A 21,681-nucleotide genomic window follows, 5' to 3' on the forward strand; every position below is an offset into this window, starting at 1 on the left:
GATGCGACACTGGCGCGAAATGCAGCATGGCTTCGACGAGCCGCGATTTGAGGCTTACGAAAACAGATGTAATTCTGCGAATGGCGATGCACGCCGGACGAACGGCACTCGACTTGAACGCTTCAAGCTGCCGATATGTCGCCCGATGGAACAAAGGGTCGGTTTCATAGCGGAGTCGCGCAATTTTGCGTCGCGCAGCATGCGCGGGGGCATGCGCCTCAGCATCATTTACTGGCTGGTCATGTGGGCGGTACTGAACGCCATCGCCCAGATAGACATGTGGGAGACCTGGTACACCTTCGGCGCCCGCTCCTTCATGTTCGTCTTTCAGATCGCGATGAGCTGGGTCATCATTCGCGTAGTCGGGCGGATGGCAAGCCGCAGCTTCTCCACCAAGGCCATGCTCGTCGTCGCCGTCGCGATTGTTGTCGCCTGCCTACACGAAGTCGTCGCCTATTTTGCTTTCCAGGTCGGAATGAAAAGCATGAGTCCGGTGCGACTCGGACCGACGCTGCGCGAAATCCTGTTCTGGGTCGGCTGCTATCTCGGTTGGTCGGCGCTGTTCCTCGCGCAGCAATACAGCAGCGAAGCGGTGGAGCGTGAGCGCCAGCTTTCCGAGCTGCGCGCGCAGGCGCACGACGCGCAGATGCGGGCGCTGCGTTACCAGATCAATCCGCATTTCCTGTTCAATACGCTCAACGCGCTGGCGACGCTGATCGAGGAGCGTGACGTCGGTCCGGCGGAGCGGATGGTGCTGAGCCTCTCCGCCTTCCTGCGCTCCACGCTGGCGCTCGATCCGATGCAGGACATCACGCTCGCCGACGAGCTCGACATCCAGAAGCGATATCTGGACATCGAGCGTGAACGCTTTTCCGATCGGCTGAGCGTTGCCGTCGAAATTCCCGATTTTCTAGCCGGTGCGAAAGTGCCGAGCCTGATCCTGCAGCCGCTGGTGGAAAATGCCGTGAAGCACGGTGTCGGCGCCCTCGATCATGCGGTCCATATTCGGATCCGCGCCGAGGCCGATCGCAACATTCTGCAGGTTCATGTCGAGAACGATGCGCCCGAGCATCCGCGGCCATCGACCGGCACCGGAGTTGGGTTGAGGAATGTCGCGGAGCGGCTCACGACGCGGTTCGGAGATGCCGGCCGGCTGAGCAGCGCGCTCGGCGCAGATGGCCTTTTCCGGTCTACGATCACGCTCCCGCTCCGCTACGGCCCGGCATGATCCGCGCGCTGATCCTCGACGACGAACCGCTGGCGCGGCGGCGCGTCAAGCGGGCGCTTGCCGGCCTCGGCAGCGTCGAGATCGTGGGGGAAGCAGGCAATATCCGGGAAGGCGCCGACCTTATCCGTGCCCTCACGCCCAACCTGCTGTTACTTGACGTGCAAATGCCGAATGGCGACGCGTTCGAGCTGATAGAACAGCTCGACGGGCAGGCGCCGGCGATCATCTTCGTGACTGCCTACGACCAATATGCGATCGCCGCGTTCGAAGCGCGCGCGGTCGATTACGTGCTGAAGCCGGTGGCCTTCGACCGGCTGGCGCTGGCGGTTGAGCGGGCGCGGGGCGTGATCGCGCGTCAGGAGCAGGAAGAGCAGCTTGCCGAGCTGCGCTCGGTGGTTTCCTCGCTTCGCGGCGAGCTTCGGGAGCGCGCTGATGCCGACACATGCTTCTGGGTCAGCACGCGCGGAGAGACGATCCGCGTGCCGGTCACCGACATTCTCTGGATTCAGGCGGAGCGGGATTATGCGCGGCTCCACGCTTGTGGCCGCTCCTATTTATATCACGAAAGCCTGGCGTCGATTGCCGAGCGGCTGGACCCCGCCAACTTCATCCGCGTGCACCGGAGCGCGATCATCCACCGGCGGCGATTGCGCTGCTTCCGGCGCGGGCAATTCGCGTCGCTGACCGCGGTGCTTGACGAAGGGACGGAAGTGCGGGTCGGGCGAACTTACGAACGGACGATCCGCAGCGCGCTGAAGCCGCCCGCCTGACGGCTCGCCAGCGTGGCGGCGGCAAGGCGCAGGCGCTCGGCGCGGCTCTCGAACTCCCGCGCCAGATCCTCCAGCGCGCGAACGTCGTCGCGGTTGCTGAGTCCGCCCGCGAGCCGGCGGCACCGGCGGGCCTGCGCTTCAAGACGGTCCGTTTCGCTCATGGCGCGATCAAACACCCGGAACGGTCATTCGTTCATCCCAATCGCGACGAAGGTGCGATTGCGGTCGACCAGTCTCTTTTCTGCAACAAGTTTCTGTGCTGATCGGCGACACCATGAAAGCAACCATCTGGCACAATCCGCGCTGCGGCACCTCGCGCAACACGCTCGCCATCCTTGAGGCCGAGCCGGGCATGGAGCTGACCGTGATCGAGTATCTCCAGGCCCCGCCGAGCCGCGCGGAACTGGCGCAGCTTTACGCGGAGGCCGGGATGCGTCCCGCGGACGGGCTCAGAATAAAGGAAGAGGCAGCCAAGGCCATAGCCGGCGCATCCGACGACGCGGTTCTGGACGCGATGATGGCCGATCCGATCCTGATCGAGCGGCCGCTGGTCAAGACGGACAAAGGCGTACGCCTGTGTCGTCCGGCAGAGAAGGTGCGCGAAATCCTCTAGGCCTGACCCGTCGCGTCCTGCTTGCGCGCGGCCTTGGCGCCGAGATCGTGCGGGCCGCCGGCCGGATTGCCCGTCACCGGCTCGGCGACGTTCAGATCGGTGCTCTGGCCGCCGGCGCCGACCGCGTTCAGGGCCTCGTCTTCTTCGTGGTCGGGTGTGCGGTTCTGGTCCATGCCCGCAACCACGCCCGCCGAGGCCAAAGGTTCCGTCAGCGGACCCGGCGCTTCCAGCGCGTCCAGACGAACCAGCCGACCGCAATCAGCCCGACCGCAACGATCGCTGCATCGAAGCGGTGGAACCACTCCTTCAGCCGGGGATCGCTGTCCCAGGCGCGGCCAAGCGTCATGCCGATCCAGGCGAGGCCGAAGCAGAACGGCCAGGAGCCGATGAAGGTATAGAGGTGAAACCGCCCGAGCGGCATCGCGGCGACGCCAGCCGGCAGTGCGATGAACGAGCGCACCACCGGCAGCATCCGCGCGATCAGCACGGCAAGGCTGCCGAACCGCGCGAAGAACCGCTCCGACAGCTCCAGATCGTGCGCATCGAGCAGCACATATTTGCCCCAGCGCATAATCGCCGCGCGGCCGCCGCGCCTGCCCAGCTCATAGGCCGGAATCGATCCGATATTGCACCCGATCGCGCCGGCGGTCGCGACGAGATACAGGTTCATCTCGCCGGTCGAGACCAGATAGCCGCCGAACGGCATGATGATTTCCGACGGCAGCGGGATGCAGGCGCTCTCGATCGCCATCAGAAAGGCGATGCCGGCATAGCCGCCCGCGGAAATGACGGCGATGATGAACGACGCCATCGCGGCGATAATCGCGTGAAGAATCTGCATTAATGGCGCGCCTAGCGGCTTGATCGCCGCTTGTCGAAGCCTGGATATTCGTTTCGCACTTGCACAATTCGAAGCCGAGGCGCAGAGCGCGCCGTCCTTCGATTTCGAGTCGCTGACAAGCATGGCTGAAGCCGCTGTTCCGGACGCTTCCTCGCCCGACCATCACCCCAAACAGAGCACCGCCTGGCTGGCGCTTGGCGCGCTCGGCGTCGTGTTCGGCGATATCGGCACCAGCCCGCTCTACGCGCTGCACGAATCCTTTGCCGGTCATCACCAGATGCCGGTCGAGGCCATGCGCGTGATGGGCGTGGTCAGCATCATCTTCTGGACGATGCTGCTTGTCGTGACGTTCAAATACGTGACGATCATGATGCGCGCCGACAACAAGGGCGAAGGCGGTAGCCTGTCCCTGCTGGCGCTGATCTCGCGCAATTCCGGGCCGGGCCGTTGGACGGCAGGGCTGACCGTACTCGGTGTGTTCGCGACGGCTCTGTTCTTCGGCGACGCAATGATCACGCCGGCGGTGTCGGTACTCTCGGCGGTCGAAGGGCTTGAGGTGCTGAGCCCGGGCTTCGCACGCTATGTGCTGCCGGTCTCGATCGCGATCCTGGTCGGCCTGTTCATGATCCAAAGCCGCGGGACGGAGCGCGTCGGTGCGATCTTCGGCCCCATCATGCTCGTCTATTTCGCGGTGCTGGCGGTGCTCGGGCTGCTCGCGATCCTGCAGACGCCCGACATCCTGTTGTCGCTGTCACCCGTCTATGGGGCGCGGTTTATCGCTTCCGATCCGGGGACGGCATTCCTCGCGCTTGGCTCGATCGTGCTGGCGGTGACGGGCGCCGAGACACTCTACGCCGACATGAGCCATTTCGGCCGGCGCCCGATCCGTATGGCCTGGCTGATCGTCGCTTTCCCGACGCTGATGCTCAATTACCTGGGCCAGGGCGCACTGCTGCTCGCCAATCCGGCCGCGATCGAAAGCCCGTTCTACCTGCTCGCTCCCGACGCCTGGCGTCCGGCGATGGTCATTCTCGCCACGGTTGCCACCGTCATCGCCAGCCAGGCCGTCATCACCGGCGCGTTCTCCGTAATGCGCCAGGCAGTGCAGCTCGGCCTGTTCCCGCGCCTGCACGTGCTTCACACCAGCGCACGGGCCGAAGGGCAAATATATTTGCCCCTCGTCAACTGGGCATTGCTGTGCGCGGTTGTGCTGCTGGTCTTGTCCTTCAAGACCTCGTCCAATCTCGCCTCGGCCTATGGCATTGCGGTCACCGGCACGATGCTGATCACGACGGTGATGCTTGCGGTGGTGCTGACGCGGCTCTGGCACTGGCCGAAGCCGCTCGCCGCTGCGCTGATCTTCGTGTTCGCGACCGTCGATGGCGTCTATTTCGCCTCCAACCTGACCAAATTCACCGATGGCGGCTGGTTCCCGCTGTTGGTCGCAGCCGTTGCGTTCACGATGCTCACCACTTGGGCGAAGGGCCGCACGCTGATCCGCAAGCGGCTCGCCGAAGGCAATATGCCCGTCGAGATTTTCGTCCAGTCGGTCAGCAAGGACGTGCACCGCGTTCGCGGCACGGCCATCTACCTGACCGCGCAGTCAGAGGGCATCCCCCCGTCCCTGCTCCACAACCTCAAGCACAATCAGGTGCTGCACGAGCATGTGATCTTGCTGACGGTTTCCGTGCTGAACGTGCCTTGGGTAAAGGAGCACGACCGTGTGTCGGTCGACGAGCTCGGCTGCGGATTGAAGCGAGTCATCCTGCGCTATGGCTTCAGCGAAGACCCGGACATCCCCGCCGCACTTGCCTTGGCCAAGGACAAGGTCGGCCCGCTGCCGCCGATGAGCACCAGCTATTTCATCTCGCGCCAGACCGTGATCGCCAGCGCCCGCCCCGGTATGGCGTTGTGGCGCGAGAAGCTCTTCGGCTGGATGGTCCGCAATTCCGCCACGGCGATGGAGTTCTTCAAACTACCCGCGAACCGGGTCGTGGAACTCGGCTCGCAGGTGCAGATCTGAGCTACTGCCCCTTGGGTCGCAGGTAGCGGTTCAGCCAGTCGAACACGTTCGCGTACCACTGGATCGAGTTGCGGGGTTTCAGCACCCAGTGGTTCTCGTCCGGGAAGATCAGCAGTTTCGACGGGATGTCGCGCATCTGCAGCGCGGTGAAGGCGGCGAGCCCCTGGGTATAGGGAATCCGGAAATCCTGCTCGCCGTGGATGACGAGCATCGGCGTCTTCCATTTGTCGACGAAGTTCACCGGATTCCACTTTTCGTATTCCTGCGGCGCCTCGTAATAGGCCTTGCCGCCATGCTCCCAGGTGTCGAACCAGAGTTCCTCGGTCTCATAAGCCATGGCGCGGGCGTCGAAGACGCCGTCGTGCATGACGATGCACTTGAACCGGTCGGGCCAATTGCCCTCGATCCAGTTCATCATATAGCCGCCATAGCTGCCGCCCAATGCGCAGGCGTTGTCGATGTCGAGCTGGGCATCGGCCTTGGCGGCGGCGGGCAGGCCGAGCTTCAGGTCCTCGAGCGGCTTGCCGCCCCAGTCCTTGTTGATCGCATCGGTGAAGGCCTGGCCGAAACCGGTCGAGCCGTGGAAATCGATCGTCACGGCACCATAGCCGGGCGCCGAGAACAGCCGCGGGTTCCAACGGTAGGACCAGCCATTGCCGAACGATCCCTGCGGCCCGCCATGCACCAGTAGCTCGACGGGCAGCTTGCCCGTCGCGCCTGCCGGCTTCACGATCTGGCCCCGGACGGTGTCGCCATTCGCGCCGGCGAAACTGAAGCGCTTCACACTGACCGGGTCGAGCTCCTTCAGCTTGTCGGCATTGACGCTGGTGAGCTTGACCGACTTGCCGCCCTTCCAGCGATAGAGGTCGTCCGGCGCCTGGATCGAGTTCAGCGTGTAGACGACCGATCCGTCGGCGAGCGGGTGAACGTTGCCGGCCGTGCCGCCTTCCGTAAGCCTCGTAACCTTGCCCGAGGGCACATCGACCCGGAACAGCGGCTCGTCGAGCACTTCGCCGGCGGTGACGAACAGGCTCTTGCCGCCCGGCGCCCAGGCGATTGAGCCGACCGAGCGGTCCCAGTTCGGCGCCAGCTCCCGGGTCTCGCCGGTCGCCAGATTGCGCAGCATGATGCCGAGCCGGTCGGCCTCGTAGCCCGGCCGCTTCATCGCGGCATAGGCCAGCCATTTGCCGTCGGGCGAGACCGCCGGGAAGGTGTCCGTCGCCTTATTGGCAGCGGTGAGGTTGACCGGGGCGCCGTCAGGACCCACGGCAAAGATGTCGAGGTTTGTCGACAGGGCCTCGATCCGTCCCGCCTCGCGCAGCGCGAAATAGAGCGTCCTGCCGTCCGGGCTCCACGACAATTCCTCGGCGCCTCCGAACGGCTTGGACGGCGCGTCGCCGATCAACTGCGTCGCCACCGGCACGCCGGCGCCTGTCGGCTTGCCGTCGGCCAAAGGAAGGATGAAGATGCGCGAGCGGGTGTTGGGCTCCGCCCAGGCATCCCAGTGCCGCACGAACAGCTGCTCGTAGGTCCGGCCGCTGCCGCCAAGCGCTGCGTCGGTCTTGTCGGTCGCCTTGCAGTCGTAATCGGCGCAGTTCAGGCCGCGATCGCCCCAGATCGCCACCCGGTCGCCGGTCGGCGCGAGCAAAAAGCCGCCCACATCGGTCGCGAGATTGGTCAGCCGCTCAGGCGTGCCGCCGGGCAGCGCCACGCGCCAGAGCTGATCCGAGCCGCCGGCGTTGCTTAGATAATAGATCCATTTGCCGTCGCGCGAGAAAACCGGGTCATGCTCGCTCTTGTCGGCGGCTGAGAACGCGATCTGCGCCGGCTGCGCGCCCTTGGCGCGCGTATCCAGCAGCCAGAGGTGATTGCGCCGCTTGTTCGCAGCGAGATCGGTCTTGCTCAGCGAATAGATTAACCATCGCCCGTCCGCCGACACGGACGGAGAACCGATCCGGTGCATGGTCGCCAGATCGGTCGCCGTCATCGGACGGGCGGAAACGCCGGCGGGAACAAAGGCGGCGCCAAGCGCCAGCGCAGTCAGCGTTTTTCTCATGAACGCGATGCGTAGCATTCGCGTCATGAACGGCAAGTGGGCCGTTAGCCGAGCAGTTCCCGCGCGAAGGCCCGCACATCGGCGCCGATATCGTCCCGTTCCAGCGCCAGGGCGAGATTGGCCTGCACGAAGCCGGCCTTGTCGCCGCAATCATAGCGCGCCCCGCGATAGGTGCGGGCGTGGAACGGCTGATGGCCGATCAGCTTCGCGAGCGCGTCGGTGAGTTGGATTTCGCCACCCGCCCCGCGCTCACCCCTGTCGAGGATCGTCATCACCTCGGGCTGCAGCACGTAGCGCCCAATTGCAGCCAGCCGCGACGGCGCGGTGCCGGCTTTGGGCTTCTCGACAAAGCCGCGCACTTCGGTCACGTCGCCGTCGCTCGCGCCCGGATCGATGATGCCGTAGCGATGGGTGTGGTCCTCGGGCACTTCCAGCACCGAGATCACGTTGCCGCCCTTTTCGCGATAGGTGTCGGCGAGTTGACTGATCGAGGGATTGGCCGGGTTCCATAGCAGCTCGTCGACCAGCAGCACCGCGAATGGCTCGTCGCCGACCAGGTGCCGCGCGCACCACACTGCGTGGCCGAGGCCGAGCGGCTCCTGTTGGCGGACATAGGCGATGTCGCCCGGTGCCAGCCGCGTGCCCTTCAGCGGATCGAGCGACTTGCCGCGCTCGCGCATCGTCGCCTCGAGCTCGTAGGAGATGTCGAAATAATCCTCCATCGAGCCCTTGCCGCGGCCGGTGACGAAGATCAGCTGCTCCATGCCCGCGGCCAGTGCCTCGTCGACCGCATATTGGATCAGCGGCCGGTCGACGACGGGCAGCATTTCCTTCGGCACAGACTTGGTGGCGGGCAAATTCCGCGTGCCGAGACCGGCGACCGGAAACACGGCCTTCCGCAAAGGCTTCATGGAACGGGTTTCTCCCTATGGCTGGCCACGCCCGTAACGAACGACGGGCTGCCCGCAAAGCGCGCTATTGCTTCAATCGTTCCGCATAGCTTTTGCGGAATTTGCGCAGCTTCGGCGCGATGACGACCTGGCAATAGGGATTTTGGTCGCCGACGCGGGCGAAATATTCCTGATGATAGTCCTCGGCCGGATACCAGTCCGACAGCGGTTCGATCGTGGTGACGATCGGGTCGGACCAGTCCGCCTGCGCGCGCGCGATCGCAGCCTTGGCTTCGGCTTCCTGCTTGGGCGAATGCGGGAAGATCGCCGAGCGATACTGCGTGCCGACGTCGTTGCCTTGCCGGTTGAGCTGGGTGGGATCGTGCGTGTGGAAGAAAATGTCGAGTAGGTCGGCATAGGAGATCACCGCCGGATCGAATACGATCCGGATCGCCTCGGCATGGCCGGTATCGCCCTCGCACACCCGCTTATAGCTGGGATTGGCGACATGCCCGCCGGTATAGCCGCTCTCGACTGACTCCACGCCGATCACGTCGTCGAAAACGGCCTCGGTGCACCAGAAGCACCCGCCGGCGAAGGTTGCGATCTCCATTAGTCCGTCCTCGTCACGAAATGCTTGCGGCGGATATGGCGCACGTCACCAAAATGAAAAGGGCCGGCCTTCCATCGAAGACCGACCCTTCCCTTAAACCTTACAGCGCCGATACTATGGGCTGTTCGGGCCGTTGTCGCCGCTGTCGGCCGCCACGATGATGCCCGCCACGACCGCAGCAGCGGCGAGGACGGCGATGATCAGGCTGCCACCGGCGAGCTTGTCGCCCTTGGCCGCGGCGCTCGTACGAGCAGCCGAAGCAACCGACAGCTTCGAAGCCGAGGTCTGCGCCGAAGCCATCGACGGCACGGCGATCATCGAAAGGGCGGCGACGGCAACCGTCGCTGCTTTACGAAAACTCATCAGGACACTCCCTTTTACATCTTTGGTCCGCAGGCCGCCTTTGGCATTTATCCGTTGGCGTGACAATCCTAAAACCGTTCAAACATGGAACACAAGTCCAAATTGCTCGCACTTGCAGCATTTTTGAACCGGTGTACCGCAAAGCCTTCTGCCGACGAATAGTTACGGAACGGTGACCAGCAACCGCGCCGGTCGGGTCGACCCGTTCGACCGCCGCTCCTTACGACAATGGTGGTGGATTCGCCGCTGCCTTTCCGCTACTGCCGACCCCCGACCTGCCGAGCGTGCCGGCTTGGCGTAAGGTGCAAGAGCGGACATCAAGATGCTGATTGCCAACAGGACTTTGAAGCCCTGGAAGGTTTCCGAGCCGGTAGAACTGCCCACCATTCCCGACATGGAAGCGCGGCGCGTGAAGTTTTACGCTGTGCTTACCATTGTGGATGCTGCCGCTATCGCGCTCTCCTTTTTGTTGGCGGGTCTTGTATATCTGGGCGACCTGCTGAGCGTCCACAGCGTAACGATGCTGCTGGTCCTTGCGCCCCTTTACCTTGCGTTTGCGGCGTCCGGCGGCAGCTATGCGGATGCGGTGCTCCGTTCGACCAACGAAGGCGTGATTAAGGCGTTGCGCAGTCTGGCGCTTGGCGGCGCAGCCATTCTCCTGATTGCCTATACCATGAAGGCGGGCGAAAGTTTTTCGCGCGGGGTATTCTGGATTGGCATGATCTCCTCGGCAGTCGTGCTGACGGTTGGCCGTATTTGCATGACCCGGATTCTTCATAGGCTGCTCGGTCGCAACCTTTTCTCTACCGTCGTGATTTGTGACGACGCCGATTACACGGCCATGCCGGGCGATGTTGTTCTGCAAGCCGGCTGGCTGGGCTTCAGTGCGGACACGGACGATCCGTTGGATTATCATCAATTGGCGAATATCGTTGCTCATGCCGATAGAGTGATCGTGTCCTGCTCTCGAGACCGGTACGGTCAATGGGCGCGCGTCCTGAAAAGCATGGCGGTTGATGGGGAGATCGTCACGACGGACAGCGACGATCTTGGCTTGATCGGTATCGGCTGGCACGGCCGCCACCGTACTCTTGTGGTATCAGCAGGCCCGCTGCATCTTCGCGATCGGATATTGAAGCGTGCATTCGACATCGCCGTATCCAGCATTGCCTTGCTGGTCCTTTCTCCGTTGATGGTCGCAGTTGCGGTGGCCATTCGCATGGAAAGCGCGGGATCAGTCTTTTTCCGCCAAAGCCGCATCGGTCGGGACAACAAGATTTTTCAGATGTACAAGTTTCGTAGCATGTACATCGACGCATGCGACAGCAACGCGACCAAACTAACCACGCGTGAGGACCCCCGCGTAACACGCGTCGGAGAGCTGATCCGGCGCAATAGCATTGACGAACTTCCACAACTCATCAATGTTTTAAAAGGTGAAATGAGCATTGTAGGACCGCGTCCCCATGCAATTTCTGCGCGTGCTGCAGAGTTGTTGTATTGGGAAGTGGATCCGCGTTACCGGCACCGACATTCGGTTAAGCCGGGCCTGACGGGACTGGCGCAAATTCGGGGCTTTCGAGGTGCAACCGATCGCACCGAAGATCTCAAAAATCGCCTTAGCGCTGATCTGGAATACCTAAACAGATGGTCACTTTGGCAGGACATTCTGATCGTATTGCGCACGTTCTCCGTCCTGCGGCACGATAACGCGTTTTGACAGCATCTCAGCGCTCAGCTCATGTCCGATCAAAATTCTGACGCAGCAACCCTTGGGGCAAACGGCGCGATCGCACCACACGACGTGTCGATCATTATTCCGACTCTCAACGCGGGTCCTCATCTCGCCCGCCAGATTCCCGCCTTGGCACTACAGGGGTTTCCTCCTTCTGCGTATTTGATTGTTGATTCCAGTTCCAACGACAATACCGTGGAAGAATTCCAAGCATTTGGCGCCGAAGTCATGCGGATCGACCGGTCCACCTTCAATCATGGAGGGACGCGGAAGCGCGCGGTCGAAGCGAGGCCTGACGCTCGATTCTATATTCTCTTGACGCAAGACGCGGTCCCCGCTCGGCCCGACAGTATGAGGCGCCTACTTGCCCCGTTTGAGGATGGCAGGATCGGGTTGAGCTATGGCCGGCAACTTCCCCGGCCCGATGCCGGCGCTATCGAACGCCATGCCCGCCTGTTCAGCTATGGATCCGAAGCAGAACGACGGACGCCGGATGACGGAGCGCACCGCGGCATAAAAACCGTGTTTTGTTCGAACTCTTTTGCCGCTTACAGGCGGGAAGCACTGCTTCAAGCCGGCAATTTCCCTGAAGACAGCTACTTCGCGGAAGACCAGATTACCGCGGGTGCGATGCTCGCTCTCGACTGGGCGATCGCCTACGCGGCTGACGCTGAGGTTTACCATAGTCACGACTACACGACGATCCAGGAATTTCGTCGCTATTTCGACGTTGGCGTTTTCCATGCGCGTAACGCTTGGCTTCTGGATCGCTTCGGCCGTGCGGAAGGCGAGGGCCTTAGTTTCATTAAATCTGAGATGGCCTATCTTTGGGCGCACAAATCGTCGCTGATTCCCCAAGCCATGTTGCGCACGATAGCGAAATATGCGGGATACCGCTTGGGTCGCCTCGAAAGACGGTTGACGCCCGCCCTGAAGCAACGGCTGTCGATGCAACCTTTCTATTGGCGGCGCTGAGACCGGCTCGCCTCCTCCCCCAGCCTTGACGTGAGAGGCCCGAGGCACCAAACGCCCGCCTCCGAAGGAGATGATTGTGTCGAATGAGAAGATTGCGCTGGTCACCGGAATTACAGGACAGGACGGGGCCTACCTGGCACGCTTGCTTCTGGAAAAGGGGTACATCGTACACGGCCTGAAGCGGCGGTCATCTTCGTTCAACACCAGCCGGATCGAAGAGATTTATGAGGATCCTCATACCGCTCATCCTCGTTTCTTCCTTCATTACGGCGATATGACCGACAGCACCAACCTCATCCGCTTGGTGCAAGAGACACAGCCAACCGAAGTTTACAACCTCGCCGCGCAAAGCCATGTTCAGGTGAGCTTCGAAACGCCGGAATACACGGCCAATGCCGACGCTGTGGGTACTTTGCGTCTGCTAGAAGCAATCAGAATCCTTGGAATGGAGAAACGGTGCCGCTTTTATCAGGCATCTACATCAGAACTGTACGGTCTCGTTCAGGAAGTTCCCCAGCGCGAGACAACTCCATTCTATCCGCGTTCTCCCTATGCGGCAGCTAAGCTTTATGCATACTGGATTGTCGTAAACTATCGAGAAGCTTACAAGATGCACGCCTCGAATGGAATCTTGTTTAATCACGAGAGTCCCCTTCGAGGGGAAACCTTCGTGACCCGCAAGATTACGCGCGCCGCCGCTGCCATAAGTTTGGGTCGGCAAGAGCATCTGTATCTTGGAAATCTCGATGCAAAGCGCGATTGGGGACATGCGAAAGAATATGTTCGCGGAATGTGGCTAATGCTTCAGCAGGACGAGCCCGACGATTATGTCCTCGCGACGGGCGAAACCACTCCCGTGCGCACGTTCGTGGAATGGGCATTCGAGGATGTAGGGATTGGCCTCGAGTGGAAGGGCAGCGGGGTCGACGAAAAGGGTTATTGCCGTAATACAGGACGGTGCCTTGTCGAAGTGGATCCTCGCTATTTTCGGCCCACCGAAGTCGATTTGCTGATTGGCGACCCGGCCAAGGCAAAACAGAAGCTCGGATGGAGCCATGAGACCTCTCCTCGCGAACTGGCTCGGGAGATGGTTCAGGCCGATCTGCAAGTGATGCAAGATGCGCCGGTCGTAAAAGGAGTATGATCTTCTACTTCTTTGCCCGACGCACTTCTTACGTCATCGACTTACGCCTCTCCTAATTCAACGCCTTCATTGATCTGAGGACATATGACTTTTCGCATACCGTTGGCCTACAATACGATGGGACCGGCAGAAGCGGCAGCCATTGCGGAGGTTGTTGCTAGCGGCCGCATGACACAAGGCGAGCGGGTGACAGCGTTCGAGGCGGCAATTGCGGCGCGGCACGGGGTCAAACATGCCATCCTGGTCAACTCAGGATCGTCGGCCAATCTGATTGCCATTGAGGCCGCTTTTCATCTCGCCCAATTGCGTCCGGATCTTCTTCCTCAGCCGATCCAGCGGGGTGACGAAGCCATTATCCAAGGGTTAAATTGGCCCTCGACCCTGACTCCCATTCTAAACCGCGGCCTCCGTCCGGTCTTCTGCGATATCGACCTCTCGTCGTTGAACGCCAGCGTCGAACATGTTGACGCCGTGCGCACGGACCGCACACGTATGGTCGTCGCCGTTCCCGTCCTCGGCAATCCCAGCCATCTCGAGGAACTCAGGGACTATTGTCAGGCGAACAAGCTCGTTTTGATCGAGGATGCCTGCGAAAGCATCGGCGCCGTGACAGAACGCGGCAATGCGGTCGGAACCCTCGGACTTGCGGCGTCATTCAGTTTCTACTTTTCGCATCACATCACCACGATCGAAGGCGGTGCGGTGATCACCGACGATCCTCACATCGCGGACCTTTGCTATGCGCTTCGCGCGCACGGTTGGTCTCGCGGCCTTCAACTCGAGAGCTTCCTGGCATTCGACAAAACGGCCATCGACGAGCGCTTCTGCTTTGTCATACCCGGTTATAATGTCCGCTCTACCGATTTGAACGCTGCCATCGGGCTCGTTCAGCTGGAGCGCCTTGACGGTATGCTGGAGGCACGTCGGCGTATCGCCAAGGGCCGGGCCGCTGCGTTGGCTGACACGAATCGTGTTGCCGTCCCCGGAATCGACATTCTGGACCGTCATAGCTGGATGACTACGCCTTTATTGTTCAGCGACCGGGCCCACCGGGACCGGGCCAAGCAGTCTCTCGAGGCGTCGGGAGTAGAAACTCGGCCCATCATCGTCGGCAACATGCTGCGACACCCCCTCGCCCGGTTGCTTGATCTTCCCGCGCATCAGCCAGACCTGCCCAACTGTGACGAGGTGTTCGACCGCGGATTGATGATCGGGCTCAGTCCTATCGCCAATGAAGAGGATGAAGCGGTCGTTCAAGAAGCGCTGATCTCGGCTGCAAAAGCGTAGGACATGAAGGTCGGCCTGACGGGAGCAACGGGTGTGCTCGGTTCACGCCTGGCGACGGCGTTCGGCTCCCATGGACACGAGATCGTGCCCTTTCGCGGCGATGTGCGCGATCCGGCTTCGGTCCAGGATTGGGCACATGGGCTGCCCGTCCTGGTTCATTCCGCGGCCATGGTGCCAGTTCAGCAGGTTGAAAAAAGGATTGACGAGGCAATCGCGATCAATGTCGGAGGAACAGCAAATGTCGCGCGCGCTGCAGCGATCAACTCCGCTCGCCTTATCTATATCTCCACCTCTCATGTCTACCGCTCAAGCACGTGCAGACTGTCGGAAGACGACCCTCTCGATCCAGTTTCCCTTTATGGCATGACTAAACTGCAGGGAGAGCAATGGGTCGGCAAGCTCACCGCAAATAACCTCATTCTTCGCCTGTTCAGCTATTTCGACCGCCATCAGGCAGAATCATATCTCGTGCCCAGCCTATGCCGGCGCATTGCTGAAGCGCCCCTCGGGAGCTCAATCGATCTTTTTGGCGGAGAGAACCGACGCGATATGAGCGACGCCGCCTGGCTTTCCGAAACATGCGCTCGTCTCGCGATCTCGGATGCGCAAGGAGTCGTGAATTGTGCCACGGGGCGAGACGATCGCGTGATCGACATCGCACAAATGTTGGCTGAGGAAATGGGGCGCGCCGATCTGAGCTGGAACATCGTTCAGGACCGGCCAGCCGATAGCCTTCTTGCAGATACAAGCCGGCTTGCGGCCCTGCTGCCTTCGCAAGCGCCGTTCGCATTGAGAGCTTCATTGCGGTCGTATGCGGAAAGATCGCGTACTCAGCACCTGGCTACTCGGGACACGGAACTCCAACCATGACGAAAGTGTCGTTCGTCATTCCAACACTCAACCGGGGCCGATACGTCGTCCGGGCGGTTGCATCCTGTCTCGCTGCGGCGCGCAAAGCCAACGTGACGGCAGACGTGGTGGTTCTGGACAGCCAAAGCGACGACGGATCTTGGGAGGCGCTAAATCAAGCTTATAGCGCGCATCCGGAAGTTCTCTTGGCCCAAAATGCGCGAGGGCTTGGGCCGACCCGCAGCTGGCTGGATGGCGCGGACCTCGTTTCCGGCGACTTCGTCACATTCATTTGGTCGGATGATTACGTTGCACCCGACATTTTGGTTCGGCTTTTGCCCTCGTTGAGCGATGGCGCGGACTTGGCGCTGGGACGAGGCGTTATCCGCGACGTCGACGACGAGAGCCCATTTCCGATTTCAGGCAAATGCCGCCAAGTCGATCCGGAGGAAATGCTCAAGGGCTATTTCGGAACCTCGCCGGTTGTGCTCAACCCGCCGGCCAGCCCCGCTTGCGCGCTGTTCAGCCGGTCGGCGTTTGACTCATGGCGCCAAAAGATGCCCGAGCTATGCCACAGCGACGAACTCGCCGAGCAGTTGATGTGGCGCAGAGCCATCGGGCCCGACATGCTGCTCTTCATGATTGCGCTGGGTAGACAAAACGGCCCCTTTGCATGGATCGAGGATGCTCTGGTCCAATTTTCTGCTCATGCTGACTCCATTACCATTTCTTCTCCCTCTTGGCTGTTGAAGGCAGGTTACTGGGCAGCGCGCTGCGAGGCGTTGCTTGAACAGACGGTTTCCGGACGCGTTTTATCTCAAGAACGGCGAGCTATGACCGCCCGTACGATCTTGCAAGGTATGGCATTGCTGAAGGGCATTCCGCGCCAACAAAAGGGGATCGAGGCCTCGGCCGTCCGGCGGGATGTCAGGCGCAGACTGGCGCAGCTCTTCCAGCAGGAGGGCGGCACGCTGGCGATTTTACCTGATCTCATCCGAGCGGGCGTACTCGAGCTGCGCAAGCTCGCGCCATAACGATGTCGGCCAATCGCTCTCGTAACGCTGTCATTCTGCAAAGCGCTCTGGTCTACGACGGATGGTACAAACTATACCGATTGGCGGTGCAAATGCCATGCGGAGCGGTGGTGGAGCGCCACGTCGAAGATCATGGTTCGGCTGTCTGCGTTCTGCCCTATGATCCGGAGCGACGCTGCGCGCTTGTCGTTTCTCTGCCCCGGCCACCATTGCTTTGGACCGGCTCAGCCCCCTTGCTCGAAGCAATCGCTGGCAACCTGGATGGGGACACGCCCGCTGAGGCCGCAACGCGCGAAGCCTTGGAGGAAGCAGGCGTGCGTTTAGCCGAACTCGAACCGCTTGCGACGATCTGGTCGCTTCCTTCTCTTTCGACGGAGCGCGTTTTCTTGTTTTTGTCTCCTTATGCCCAACATCAGCATATTGGCCTGGGGGGAGGATGCAGCGACGAAGCCGAGTCGGTCACGGCACACGAAATTGCGCTCCCGTTGCTGGCGGAGATGGCTGATCGAAACGAGCTGGGCGATCCCAAACTTCTCATTCTCGTTCAATCGTTGCGACTTCGGCGACCCGAACTCTTCACGCCAATCCTCCCCCCCGAAGCGGCTGCGTAATGCGATCGCGAAAAACCAAGCCATAGGCGACGAGCATAGAGGTTACGTACGCCCCCGCTGTCACCAGCGGCAGCAGAGCCGGCCCTGCCCAATGCAAGACCAGGATTTTAAGCGGCACCGCGATTGCTACAAAGGCTGCCATCGTGGTCAGCTGCTCGCGGACGATGTGAGCGCCGTTCAAGTACATTGCGAATGCGTTGCCCGTACTTTCGACGAGCGTCCAAATCGCGAATGTGATCATAAGGGTAGCTGGAAACGCGAGCTGCCCCTTTGTGAAGGCGGTCCAGATCCACGGGCCAGCCGCGACCATCGTCAGCCCGCCCAGCAGCGCACCTGCCGAAGTTATCAAGAGAGATTTGCGAAGGCCGGAGCGTACGAAATCGATGTCGCCGCTATGCAAGGCGTCGGCATTGGCCGCCCACAACGGAGCATTGAATATGTACAGGGGCTGAGAGACTAACATATAGATCCTGGTCACGACGGAATATGTCGCAACCGCTGCCGGGCCGCTAATCGCCGAAATGAAGGTTTGATCAAGTCCCCAACCAAACATTGCTGCAATCTGGAGGCCGAAGAACAGTCCGCCCGACGCAAGCAATGGGCGATAATCTTGCCAGGACCCACCGCGCAGCAGATCGATCCGAAGCAACCCTTGCCTCCAGATGAAGACGCCGGCAGCGAGTGCGCTGATTTGCACCAGTCCAAACGTGATCAATATATACCCCGCCACGCCGAGGTTGCCGCTGCGCCCCAGTGTCAGCAGCAGCAAAACGGTGACGATCGATCCCGCGGCACTTGTCAGATAGCTGAGATAGCCTCGCTGAATGCCGGCCAGAATACGACCCACCGCCCCGAGAGCAGGCGACGCCCCCATCAGCAACGCGAATGTCATCAGACCTGAACGAGCCTCGACCAGATCGGGGGGGGAAGCCCCTTTGAAGAGCCAACCGATCGGCGCGAGCCAACTGGCGACCGCAAGGCCCCCGCCGAGAACAACACCCCACCCTGCGCTCAAGGCGAGGCCTCGCGTCGCTACAGCGGCAGCCTTCGACTTGTCCCCCGCGGCCATCGCAGATGCTATGGGGGCAACGAGGCCGTTGCCCACTCCGAAATCGAGGAATGTGAGGAGCAGTAGTAAACTCGAGATTGCCATCCAGATGCCGAAGCGGATTGGTCCGAGGTCCGGCAGTGCGATCCGCGCAGATGCGAACACCACCAGAAATGCAAGCCCGCGCGACGCAATGTTCGCGGCGATGGTTAAACGGGCGCGTTGCAAGCGGAGCCGCGTTCTTTGGCGCTCTTCGTTCACCAAGTGCCGCCCGCCGTCGTTCGAGCAAGCACTCCGCCCACGCCATATCTGCAAACGTACCAGGGCACCCTCATTCACACATCGGTTAAGGACAGCTAATGCCCGCGGTGACGGCAAATCGCCTGCCCCTCCTTGCGGACTCCGTTTGCCCCCGGCAAGGGGCGCACATCCTAGAAGAGGAAGAAAATGTACAGTCTTTCTGGTAAGCGCGTATGGGTTGCCGGCCATGGCGGCATGGTCGGGAGCGCGTTGGTCCGGCGCCTTGCAGAAGAGGATTGCGAGATCCTCACGGCCTCCCGCGATGAAGTGGATCTCTCGGAGCAATCCGCCGTTCGGGGGTGGATTGCAGATCGGGCGCCGGATGCCGTGTTCGTGGCGGCGGCGCGCGTGGGCGGTATTTTGGCAAACGACAGCTATCCGGTCGATTTTCTGCAGGAAAATCTCAAGATTGCCGTGAACGTGATCGAGGCCGCGGCGAAGGCGAATGTCGAAAAGCTGTGCTTTCTGGGCTCTTCTTGCATCTATCCCCGACTTGCCCCTCAACCGATACGGGAAGACAGCCTCCTGACGGGGCCGTTGGAACCGACCAATCAGTGGTATGCAATCGCCAAGATTGCAGGAATCATGCTCTGCCAAGCTTATCGCCGGCAATATGGACGCGACTTCATTTCCGCGATGCCGACAAACCTATACGGGCCGAACGACAATTTCGATCTTAATAGCAGTCATGTGATGCCCGCGCTGATACGCAAGGCGCATGACGCGAAGACCTCAGGTGCCAAGTCCCTGACGATCTGGGGCAGTGGCACTCCCCGCCGCGAATTTTTGCACGTAGACGACTGCGCTGATGCCTGTGTGCACTTGATGTCCCACTACAGCGACGATCAACAGGTGAACATTGGGTCGGGGAGCGATTTGACGATCCTCGATCTCGCGCAAAAGATTTGCCGCGTGGTCGGCTTCGATGGCGAGATAACGCGCGATATGAGCAAACCCGACGGCACGCCGCGCAAGCTGATGTCGGCAGCCAAGATCGAGAGTCTCGGTTGGCGGCCGAAAATCTCGCTGGGCGAAGGAATCGAATCCACATATCGTTGGTTCCTGGCTAACCGAGCAGCCTGATCTTTTCTCATAGCATCCGGCTTGCCGCTTTCGGACAGCACGTCAGAGGAACGGCCGGGCTGCGGGCACATGTTGCTCATGCGAGCCGAGGCATTCGGTGTGAAGGCCCATCTGACGGAACCCTCCCCATAACGGAACCGGAACCTTTGCGCTGAGTTGGACCGGCAAAGGGACGAAGGAGGGATCATTGACAGTCGATGCAAACGGTTTCGACCGTGATTATTATCTCGCGCACAACCCGGATGTCGCCGCATCCGGTCTCGATCCGTACCAGCATTACATCACCTATGGCTGGCACGAAGGGCGCAATCCGAACGCCTTTTTCGACGTTAACTATTATCTGAACTCGTATAACGATATCCGAGCCGCCGGCATTGAGCCACTGAAGCATTATATGGACTTCGGTTGGCGGGAACATCGCAATCCTTCGCCAAAGTTCGATGGCGACCGCTATCTAGTAGCTTATCCCGATGTCGCTCAGGCTGGAATTAATCCGCTCGTGCACTTCATCAACTTTGGATCTGCCGAGGGAAGAGTTCATTTTTCCGTCAATCCGATTACGGATGCGTTCGATCAGAGTTACTATTTGTTGCACAATCCCGATGTCGCCGCTTCGGGACTCGATCCATACACGCATTATTTGCGCTATGGGCGTGCGGAAGGCAGAGCGCCTAATGGCCTATTCGACAAGGCTTTTTATCTGAATCACAATCCCGATGTGGCGAATTCGGGACTCGATCCGCTCGAACATTATCTTAACTTTGGTTGGAAAGAGGGAAGAAATCCCTCAGCCACGCTGGACACCGCAACCTATCTTACCGTTTTTGGCCAAAGTGCCGGGAACCCATTGGTTCATTATTTGACCAGCGAGCGCTATGACGGCATTTCGTTTGATCAAGCCGGCAATCCTGTCCTGACCGGATCGGCGTCCCTCACCCGGCTGAGCCCGACTCTCTTGGGAGATGTCCATCTCACGTTATCGTCCGGTGCAATATCGTTCCAGGCCGCCGACAGCCCCCTAGATGGTAAGACCGCCAGCGGTTTCAGCACCTATGACTTGTCCAAATCGATTGGCGAGTTCGGCATTTCCGGCTCAGGAGCGCTCCCGGCCGAGCTCCTGTTCGGGTATGGCCATTACAATCTGACGGGTACGTACAATCAGGGCGGCCACATTGCTACGATCGAATCTGCTGCCGGTCATTTGGATATGAATGCAACCGTCGATAATGGCGGGCTTCTAATTCAGACTGGCTCAGGTGGCGCTATCGTCAATCTGCAAGGCACGGCAGGCCTCGTTTATTCGGGAGGCGCAGGAGCAGATGTTGTTCATGCCGGAAGCAACAACGACTCCATAGCCGGAGGCTTGGGGAACAATGTTATTGACGGCGGTCTCGGGAATGACCTCGCCCGGTGGGACCTGACGCCTGGCCTGTCGGTCGATGCGGACATCAATCGCGGAACGGCCGTCGACCGCAGCGGCGGCAACTCATTTTCCGACCAGCTGATCTCTATCGAAAGCCTACAGGGCGGCGAAGGCAACGACCGGCTCGCGGGCGACGCCGGAAACAACTTGCTTTCCGGCGGCGGCGGAAACGACCTTCTTATTGGGCGAGAAGGGGCGGATTCCTTGCTCGGCGGAGATGGCAACGATATCTTGCTCGGAGGAGACGGAGCGGATCAGTTATCGGGCGGATTGGGCAATGACCTGTTGGTCGAAACCGCCAGCAACGTGACCGTGAACGGCGTGTCCAGCACGATGAGCGGCGGCGGCGACAATGACACCGCCGTGCTCCGCTTCGGAGCGGTTCCCCACCCTGCCGGCGAGCAACGCATTGCCATCGATGGCGGCGTCGGCGCAGACACCTACATCTTCGATCCTGACGGCGGCACCTGGGCGGATGCAATCATCAGATTCAATCATTCCGAGTCTGATTTGCTGGATTTCTCGCACCTGCGCGATTTGGGAAACGGCCAACTGACCTTCACCTACGTATCGGCGGCCTTGTCCGTTCAGGGTCAGAATCTGGTCCTCGACCTCGGCCAATTCCACTCGGATAGCGGCGCAGCGCTTTCCGGGCAGATCGTATTCGACAATCTCAATAGCCCCAGTCAGCTGTCCGCTTCGGACATGATTTTCACTAATGGGCTCGATTGGAAAGCGTTGATACCGGCGAGCGATCTTTCCTTTGCGTAAATATGGTTCGTGGCAGGGGGGGAT

The 21,681-nt window shown here is 60.7% G+C and carries 21 protein-coding genes; 13 read left to right on the forward strand and 8 right to left on the reverse strand.

Annotated features, from left to right (window positions below):
• The first annotated feature begins 1 nt into the window (after position 1).
• Positions 2-1,228, forward strand: coding sequence for a sensor histidine kinase (locus tag ACFSCW_RS12385; RefSeq protein WP_380889639.1), 1,227 nt, complete (start codon positions 2-4; stop codon positions 1,226-1,228).
• Positions 1,225-1,998, forward strand: a complete 774-nt coding sequence (locus ACFSCW_RS12390; RefSeq protein ID WP_380889642.1) for a LytR/AlgR family response regulator transcription factor — start codon at positions 1,225-1,227, stop codon at positions 1,996-1,998. The genes ACFSCW_RS12385 and ACFSCW_RS12390 overlap by 4 nt, the downstream gene beginning before the upstream one ends.
• Here the strand turns inward: ACFSCW_RS12390 and ACFSCW_RS12395 are convergent.
• Positions 1,956-2,159 carry a hypothetical protein gene (locus ACFSCW_RS12395; protein WP_380889644.1) on the reverse strand — a complete coding sequence of 68 codons (204 nt, stop codon included), beginning with the start codon at positions 2,157-2,159 and terminating at the stop codon, positions 1,956-1,958. The two genes, ACFSCW_RS12390 and ACFSCW_RS12395, sit on opposite strands and share 43 nt — an antisense overlap.
• A 113-nt stretch (positions 2,160-2,272) precedes the next feature.
• Here ACFSCW_RS12395 and ACFSCW_RS12400 point away from each other — a divergent pair, with 113 nt between their 5' ends.
• Entirely contained in the window at positions 2,273-2,611 is a 339-nt protein-coding gene (locus tag ACFSCW_RS12400) for an arsenate reductase family protein (protein WP_380890121.1), read from the forward strand.
• Here ACFSCW_RS12400 and ACFSCW_RS12405 read toward each other — a convergent pair.
• Both ACFSCW_RS12405 and ACFSCW_RS12410 read right to left on the reverse strand, forming a co-directional pair.
• Positions 2,608-2,796 carry a hypothetical protein gene (locus tag ACFSCW_RS12405; RefSeq protein ID WP_380889646.1) on the reverse strand — a complete coding sequence of 63 codons (189 nt, stop codon included), beginning with the start codon at positions 2,794-2,796 and terminating at the stop codon, positions 2,608-2,610. The genes ACFSCW_RS12400 and ACFSCW_RS12405 overlap by 4 nt on opposite strands.
• A 23-nt stretch (positions 2,797-2,819) precedes the next feature.
• Positions 2,820-3,446, reverse strand: coding sequence for a DedA family protein (locus ACFSCW_RS12410; RefSeq protein ID WP_380890123.1), 627 nt, complete (start codon positions 3,444-3,446; stop codon positions 2,820-2,822).
• A gap of 127 nt (positions 3,447-3,573) precedes the next feature.
• On the opposite strand from ACFSCW_RS12410, the gene ACFSCW_RS12415 reads away from it, so the two are divergent.
• Positions 3,574-5,475: a potassium transporter Kup gene (locus ACFSCW_RS12415; RefSeq protein ID WP_380889648.1), complete on the forward strand. Its 1,902-nt coding sequence runs from the start codon at positions 3,574-3,576 to the stop codon at positions 5,473-5,475.
• A gap of 1 nt (position 5,476) precedes the next feature.
• Here ACFSCW_RS12415 and ACFSCW_RS12420 read toward each other — a convergent pair whose 3' ends face one another.
• The 4 genes from ACFSCW_RS12420 to ACFSCW_RS12435 form a co-directional block, all read right to left on the reverse strand.
• Entirely contained in the window at positions 5,477-7,531 is a 2,055-nt protein-coding gene (locus tag ACFSCW_RS12420; protein ID WP_380889651.1) for a prolyl oligopeptidase family serine peptidase, read from the reverse strand.
• Positions 7,532-7,575: 44 nt separating this feature from the next.
• Entirely contained in the window at positions 7,576-8,442 is an 867-nt protein-coding gene (locus ACFSCW_RS12425) for a UTP--glucose-1-phosphate uridylyltransferase (protein WP_380889653.1), read from the reverse strand.
• Between the two features lie 64 nt (positions 8,443-8,506).
• The gene (msrA, locus tag ACFSCW_RS12430; protein ID WP_380889656.1) at positions 8,507-9,034 is read right to left on the reverse strand and encodes a peptide-methionine (S)-S-oxide reductase MsrA; all 528 of its coding nucleotides are present in this window, start codon (positions 9,032-9,034) and stop codon (positions 8,507-8,509) included.
• A 114-nt stretch (positions 9,035-9,148) separates the two neighbouring features.
• Positions 9,149-9,397, reverse strand: a complete 249-nt coding sequence (locus tag ACFSCW_RS12435; protein ID WP_380889658.1) for a hypothetical protein — start codon at positions 9,395-9,397, stop codon at positions 9,149-9,151.
• A 322-nt stretch (positions 9,398-9,719) separates the two neighbouring features.
• On the opposite strand from ACFSCW_RS12435, the gene ACFSCW_RS12440 reads away from it, so the two are divergent.
• The 7 genes from ACFSCW_RS12440 to ACFSCW_RS12470 all read left to right on the forward strand — a co-directional run bounded on the left by ACFSCW_RS12440 (position 9,720) and on the right by ACFSCW_RS12470 (position 17,032).
• On the forward strand, positions 9,720-11,117 hold the full coding sequence (locus ACFSCW_RS12440) for an exopolysaccharide biosynthesis polyprenyl glycosylphosphotransferase (protein WP_380889660.1): 1,398 nt from the start codon (positions 9,720-9,722) through the stop codon (positions 11,115-11,117).
• 21 nt (positions 11,118-11,138) lie between these two features.
• A complete protein-coding gene (locus ACFSCW_RS12445) occupies positions 11,139-12,107 on the forward strand; it encodes a glycosyltransferase family 2 protein (protein ID WP_380889663.1) in 969 nt (322 codons plus the stop codon).
• A 70-nt stretch (positions 12,108-12,177) separates the two neighbouring features.
• Complete coding sequence (gmd, locus tag ACFSCW_RS12450) at positions 12,178-13,251, forward strand: GDP-mannose 4,6-dehydratase (protein WP_380889665.1); 1,074 nt, start codon at positions 12,178-12,180, stop codon at positions 13,249-13,251.
• Positions 13,252-13,353: 102 nt separating this feature from the next.
• Positions 13,354-14,538: a DegT/DnrJ/EryC1/StrS family aminotransferase gene (locus ACFSCW_RS12455; protein ID WP_380889668.1), complete on the forward strand. Its 1,185-nt coding sequence runs from the start codon at positions 13,354-13,356 to the stop codon at positions 14,536-14,538.
• Between the two features lie 3 nt (positions 14,539-14,541).
• A complete protein-coding gene (locus ACFSCW_RS12460; protein WP_380889670.1) occupies positions 14,542-15,408 on the forward strand; it encodes an NAD-dependent epimerase/dehydratase family protein in 867 nt (288 codons plus the stop codon).
• Positions 15,405-16,421 carry a glycosyltransferase family 2 protein gene (locus ACFSCW_RS12465; protein ID WP_380889671.1) on the forward strand — a complete coding sequence of 339 codons (1,017 nt, stop codon included), beginning with the start codon at positions 15,405-15,407 and terminating at the stop codon, positions 16,419-16,421. The genes ACFSCW_RS12460 and ACFSCW_RS12465 overlap by 4 nt, the downstream gene beginning before the upstream one ends.
• A 2-nt stretch (positions 16,422-16,423) precedes the next feature.
• Positions 16,424-17,032, forward strand: coding sequence for an NUDIX domain-containing protein (locus ACFSCW_RS12470; protein WP_380889673.1), 609 nt, complete (start codon positions 16,424-16,426; stop codon positions 17,030-17,032).
• Here the strand turns inward: ACFSCW_RS12470 and ACFSCW_RS12475 are convergent.
• On the reverse strand, positions 16,998-18,341 hold the full coding sequence (locus ACFSCW_RS12475; protein ID WP_380890126.1) for an oligosaccharide flippase family protein: 1,344 nt from the start codon (positions 18,339-18,341) through the stop codon (positions 16,998-17,000). The genes ACFSCW_RS12470 and ACFSCW_RS12475 overlap by 35 nt on opposite strands.
• 186 nt (positions 18,342-18,527) lie before the next feature.
• On the opposite strand from ACFSCW_RS12475, the gene fcl reads away from it, so the two are divergent.
• Together fcl and ACFSCW_RS12485 are read left to right on the forward strand one after the other, a co-directional pair.
• Positions 18,528-19,463 (forward strand): GDP-L-fucose synthase, encoded by a 936-nt coding sequence (fcl, locus tag ACFSCW_RS12480; RefSeq protein WP_380889675.1) that lies wholly within the window; start codon positions 18,528-18,530, stop codon positions 19,461-19,463.
• A gap of 187 nt (positions 19,464-19,650) precedes the next feature.
• The gene (locus ACFSCW_RS12485) at positions 19,651-21,657 is read left to right on the forward strand and encodes a calcium-binding protein (protein WP_380889676.1); all 2,007 of its coding nucleotides are present in this window, start codon (positions 19,651-19,653) and stop codon (positions 21,655-21,657) included.
• Positions 21,658-21,681: the final 24 nt, after the last annotated feature.

This window comes from Sphingomonas tabacisoli (genome assembly GCF_042678385.1).
Lineage (GTDB): Bacteria > Pseudomonadota > Alphaproteobacteria > Sphingomonadales > Sphingomonadaceae > Sphingomonas_B > Sphingomonas_B tabacisoli.

Excerpts from the sequence above, each read along its gene's own strand:
- ACFSCW_RS12465 (WP_380889671.1), top strand. The coding sequence starts at position 15,405 with ATGACGAAAGTGTCGTTCGTCATTCCAACACTCAACCGGGGCCGATAC.
- msrA (WP_380889656.1), bottom strand. The coding sequence starts at position 9,034 with ATGGAGATCGCAACCTTCGCCGGCGGGTGCTTCTGGTGCACCGAGGCC.
- ACFSCW_RS12425 (WP_380889653.1), bottom strand. The coding sequence starts at position 8,442 with ATGAAGCCTTTGCGGAAGGCCGTGTTTCCGGTCGCCGGTCTCGGCACG.
- ACFSCW_RS12445 (WP_380889663.1), top strand. The coding sequence starts at position 11,139 with ATGTCCGATCAAAATTCTGACGCAGCAACCCTTGGGGCAAACGGCGCG.
- ACFSCW_RS12420 (WP_380889651.1), bottom strand. The coding sequence starts at position 7,531 with ATGAGAAAAACGCTGACTGCGCTGGCGCTTGGCGCCGCCTTTGTTCCC.
- ACFSCW_RS12470 (WP_380889673.1), top strand. The coding sequence starts at position 16,424 with ATGTCGGCCAATCGCTCTCGTAACGCTGTCATTCTGCAAAGCGCTCTG.
- fcl (WP_380889675.1), top strand. The coding sequence starts at position 18,528 with ATGTACAGTCTTTCTGGTAAGCGCGTATGGGTTGCCGGCCATGGCGGC.
- ACFSCW_RS12435 (WP_380889658.1), bottom strand. The coding sequence starts at position 9,397 with ATGAGTTTTCGTAAAGCAGCGACGGTTGCCGTCGCCGCCCTTTCGATG.
- ACFSCW_RS12390 (WP_380889642.1), top strand. The coding sequence starts at position 1,225 with ATGATCCGCGCGCTGATCCTCGACGACGAACCGCTGGCGCGGCGGCGC.
- ACFSCW_RS12460 (WP_380889670.1), top strand. The coding sequence starts at position 14,542 with ATGAAGGTCGGCCTGACGGGAGCAACGGGTGTGCTCGGTTCACGCCTG.
- ACFSCW_RS12400 (WP_380890121.1), top strand. The coding sequence starts at position 2,273 with ATGAAAGCAACCATCTGGCACAATCCGCGCTGCGGCACCTCGCGCAAC.
- ACFSCW_RS12415 (WP_380889648.1), top strand. The coding sequence starts at position 3,574 with ATGGCTGAAGCCGCTGTTCCGGACGCTTCCTCGCCCGACCATCACCCC.
- ACFSCW_RS12395 (WP_380889644.1), bottom strand. The coding sequence starts at position 2,159 with ATGAGCGAAACGGACCGTCTTGAAGCGCAGGCCCGCCGGTGCCGCCGG.
- ACFSCW_RS12385 (WP_380889639.1), top strand. The coding sequence starts at position 2 with ATGCGACACTGGCGCGAAATGCAGCATGGCTTCGACGAGCCGCGATTT.
- gmd (WP_380889665.1), top strand. The coding sequence starts at position 12,178 with ATGATTGTGTCGAATGAGAAGATTGCGCTGGTCACCGGAATTACAGGA.
- ACFSCW_RS12440 (WP_380889660.1), top strand. The coding sequence starts at position 9,720 with ATGCTGATTGCCAACAGGACTTTGAAGCCCTGGAAGGTTTCCGAGCCG.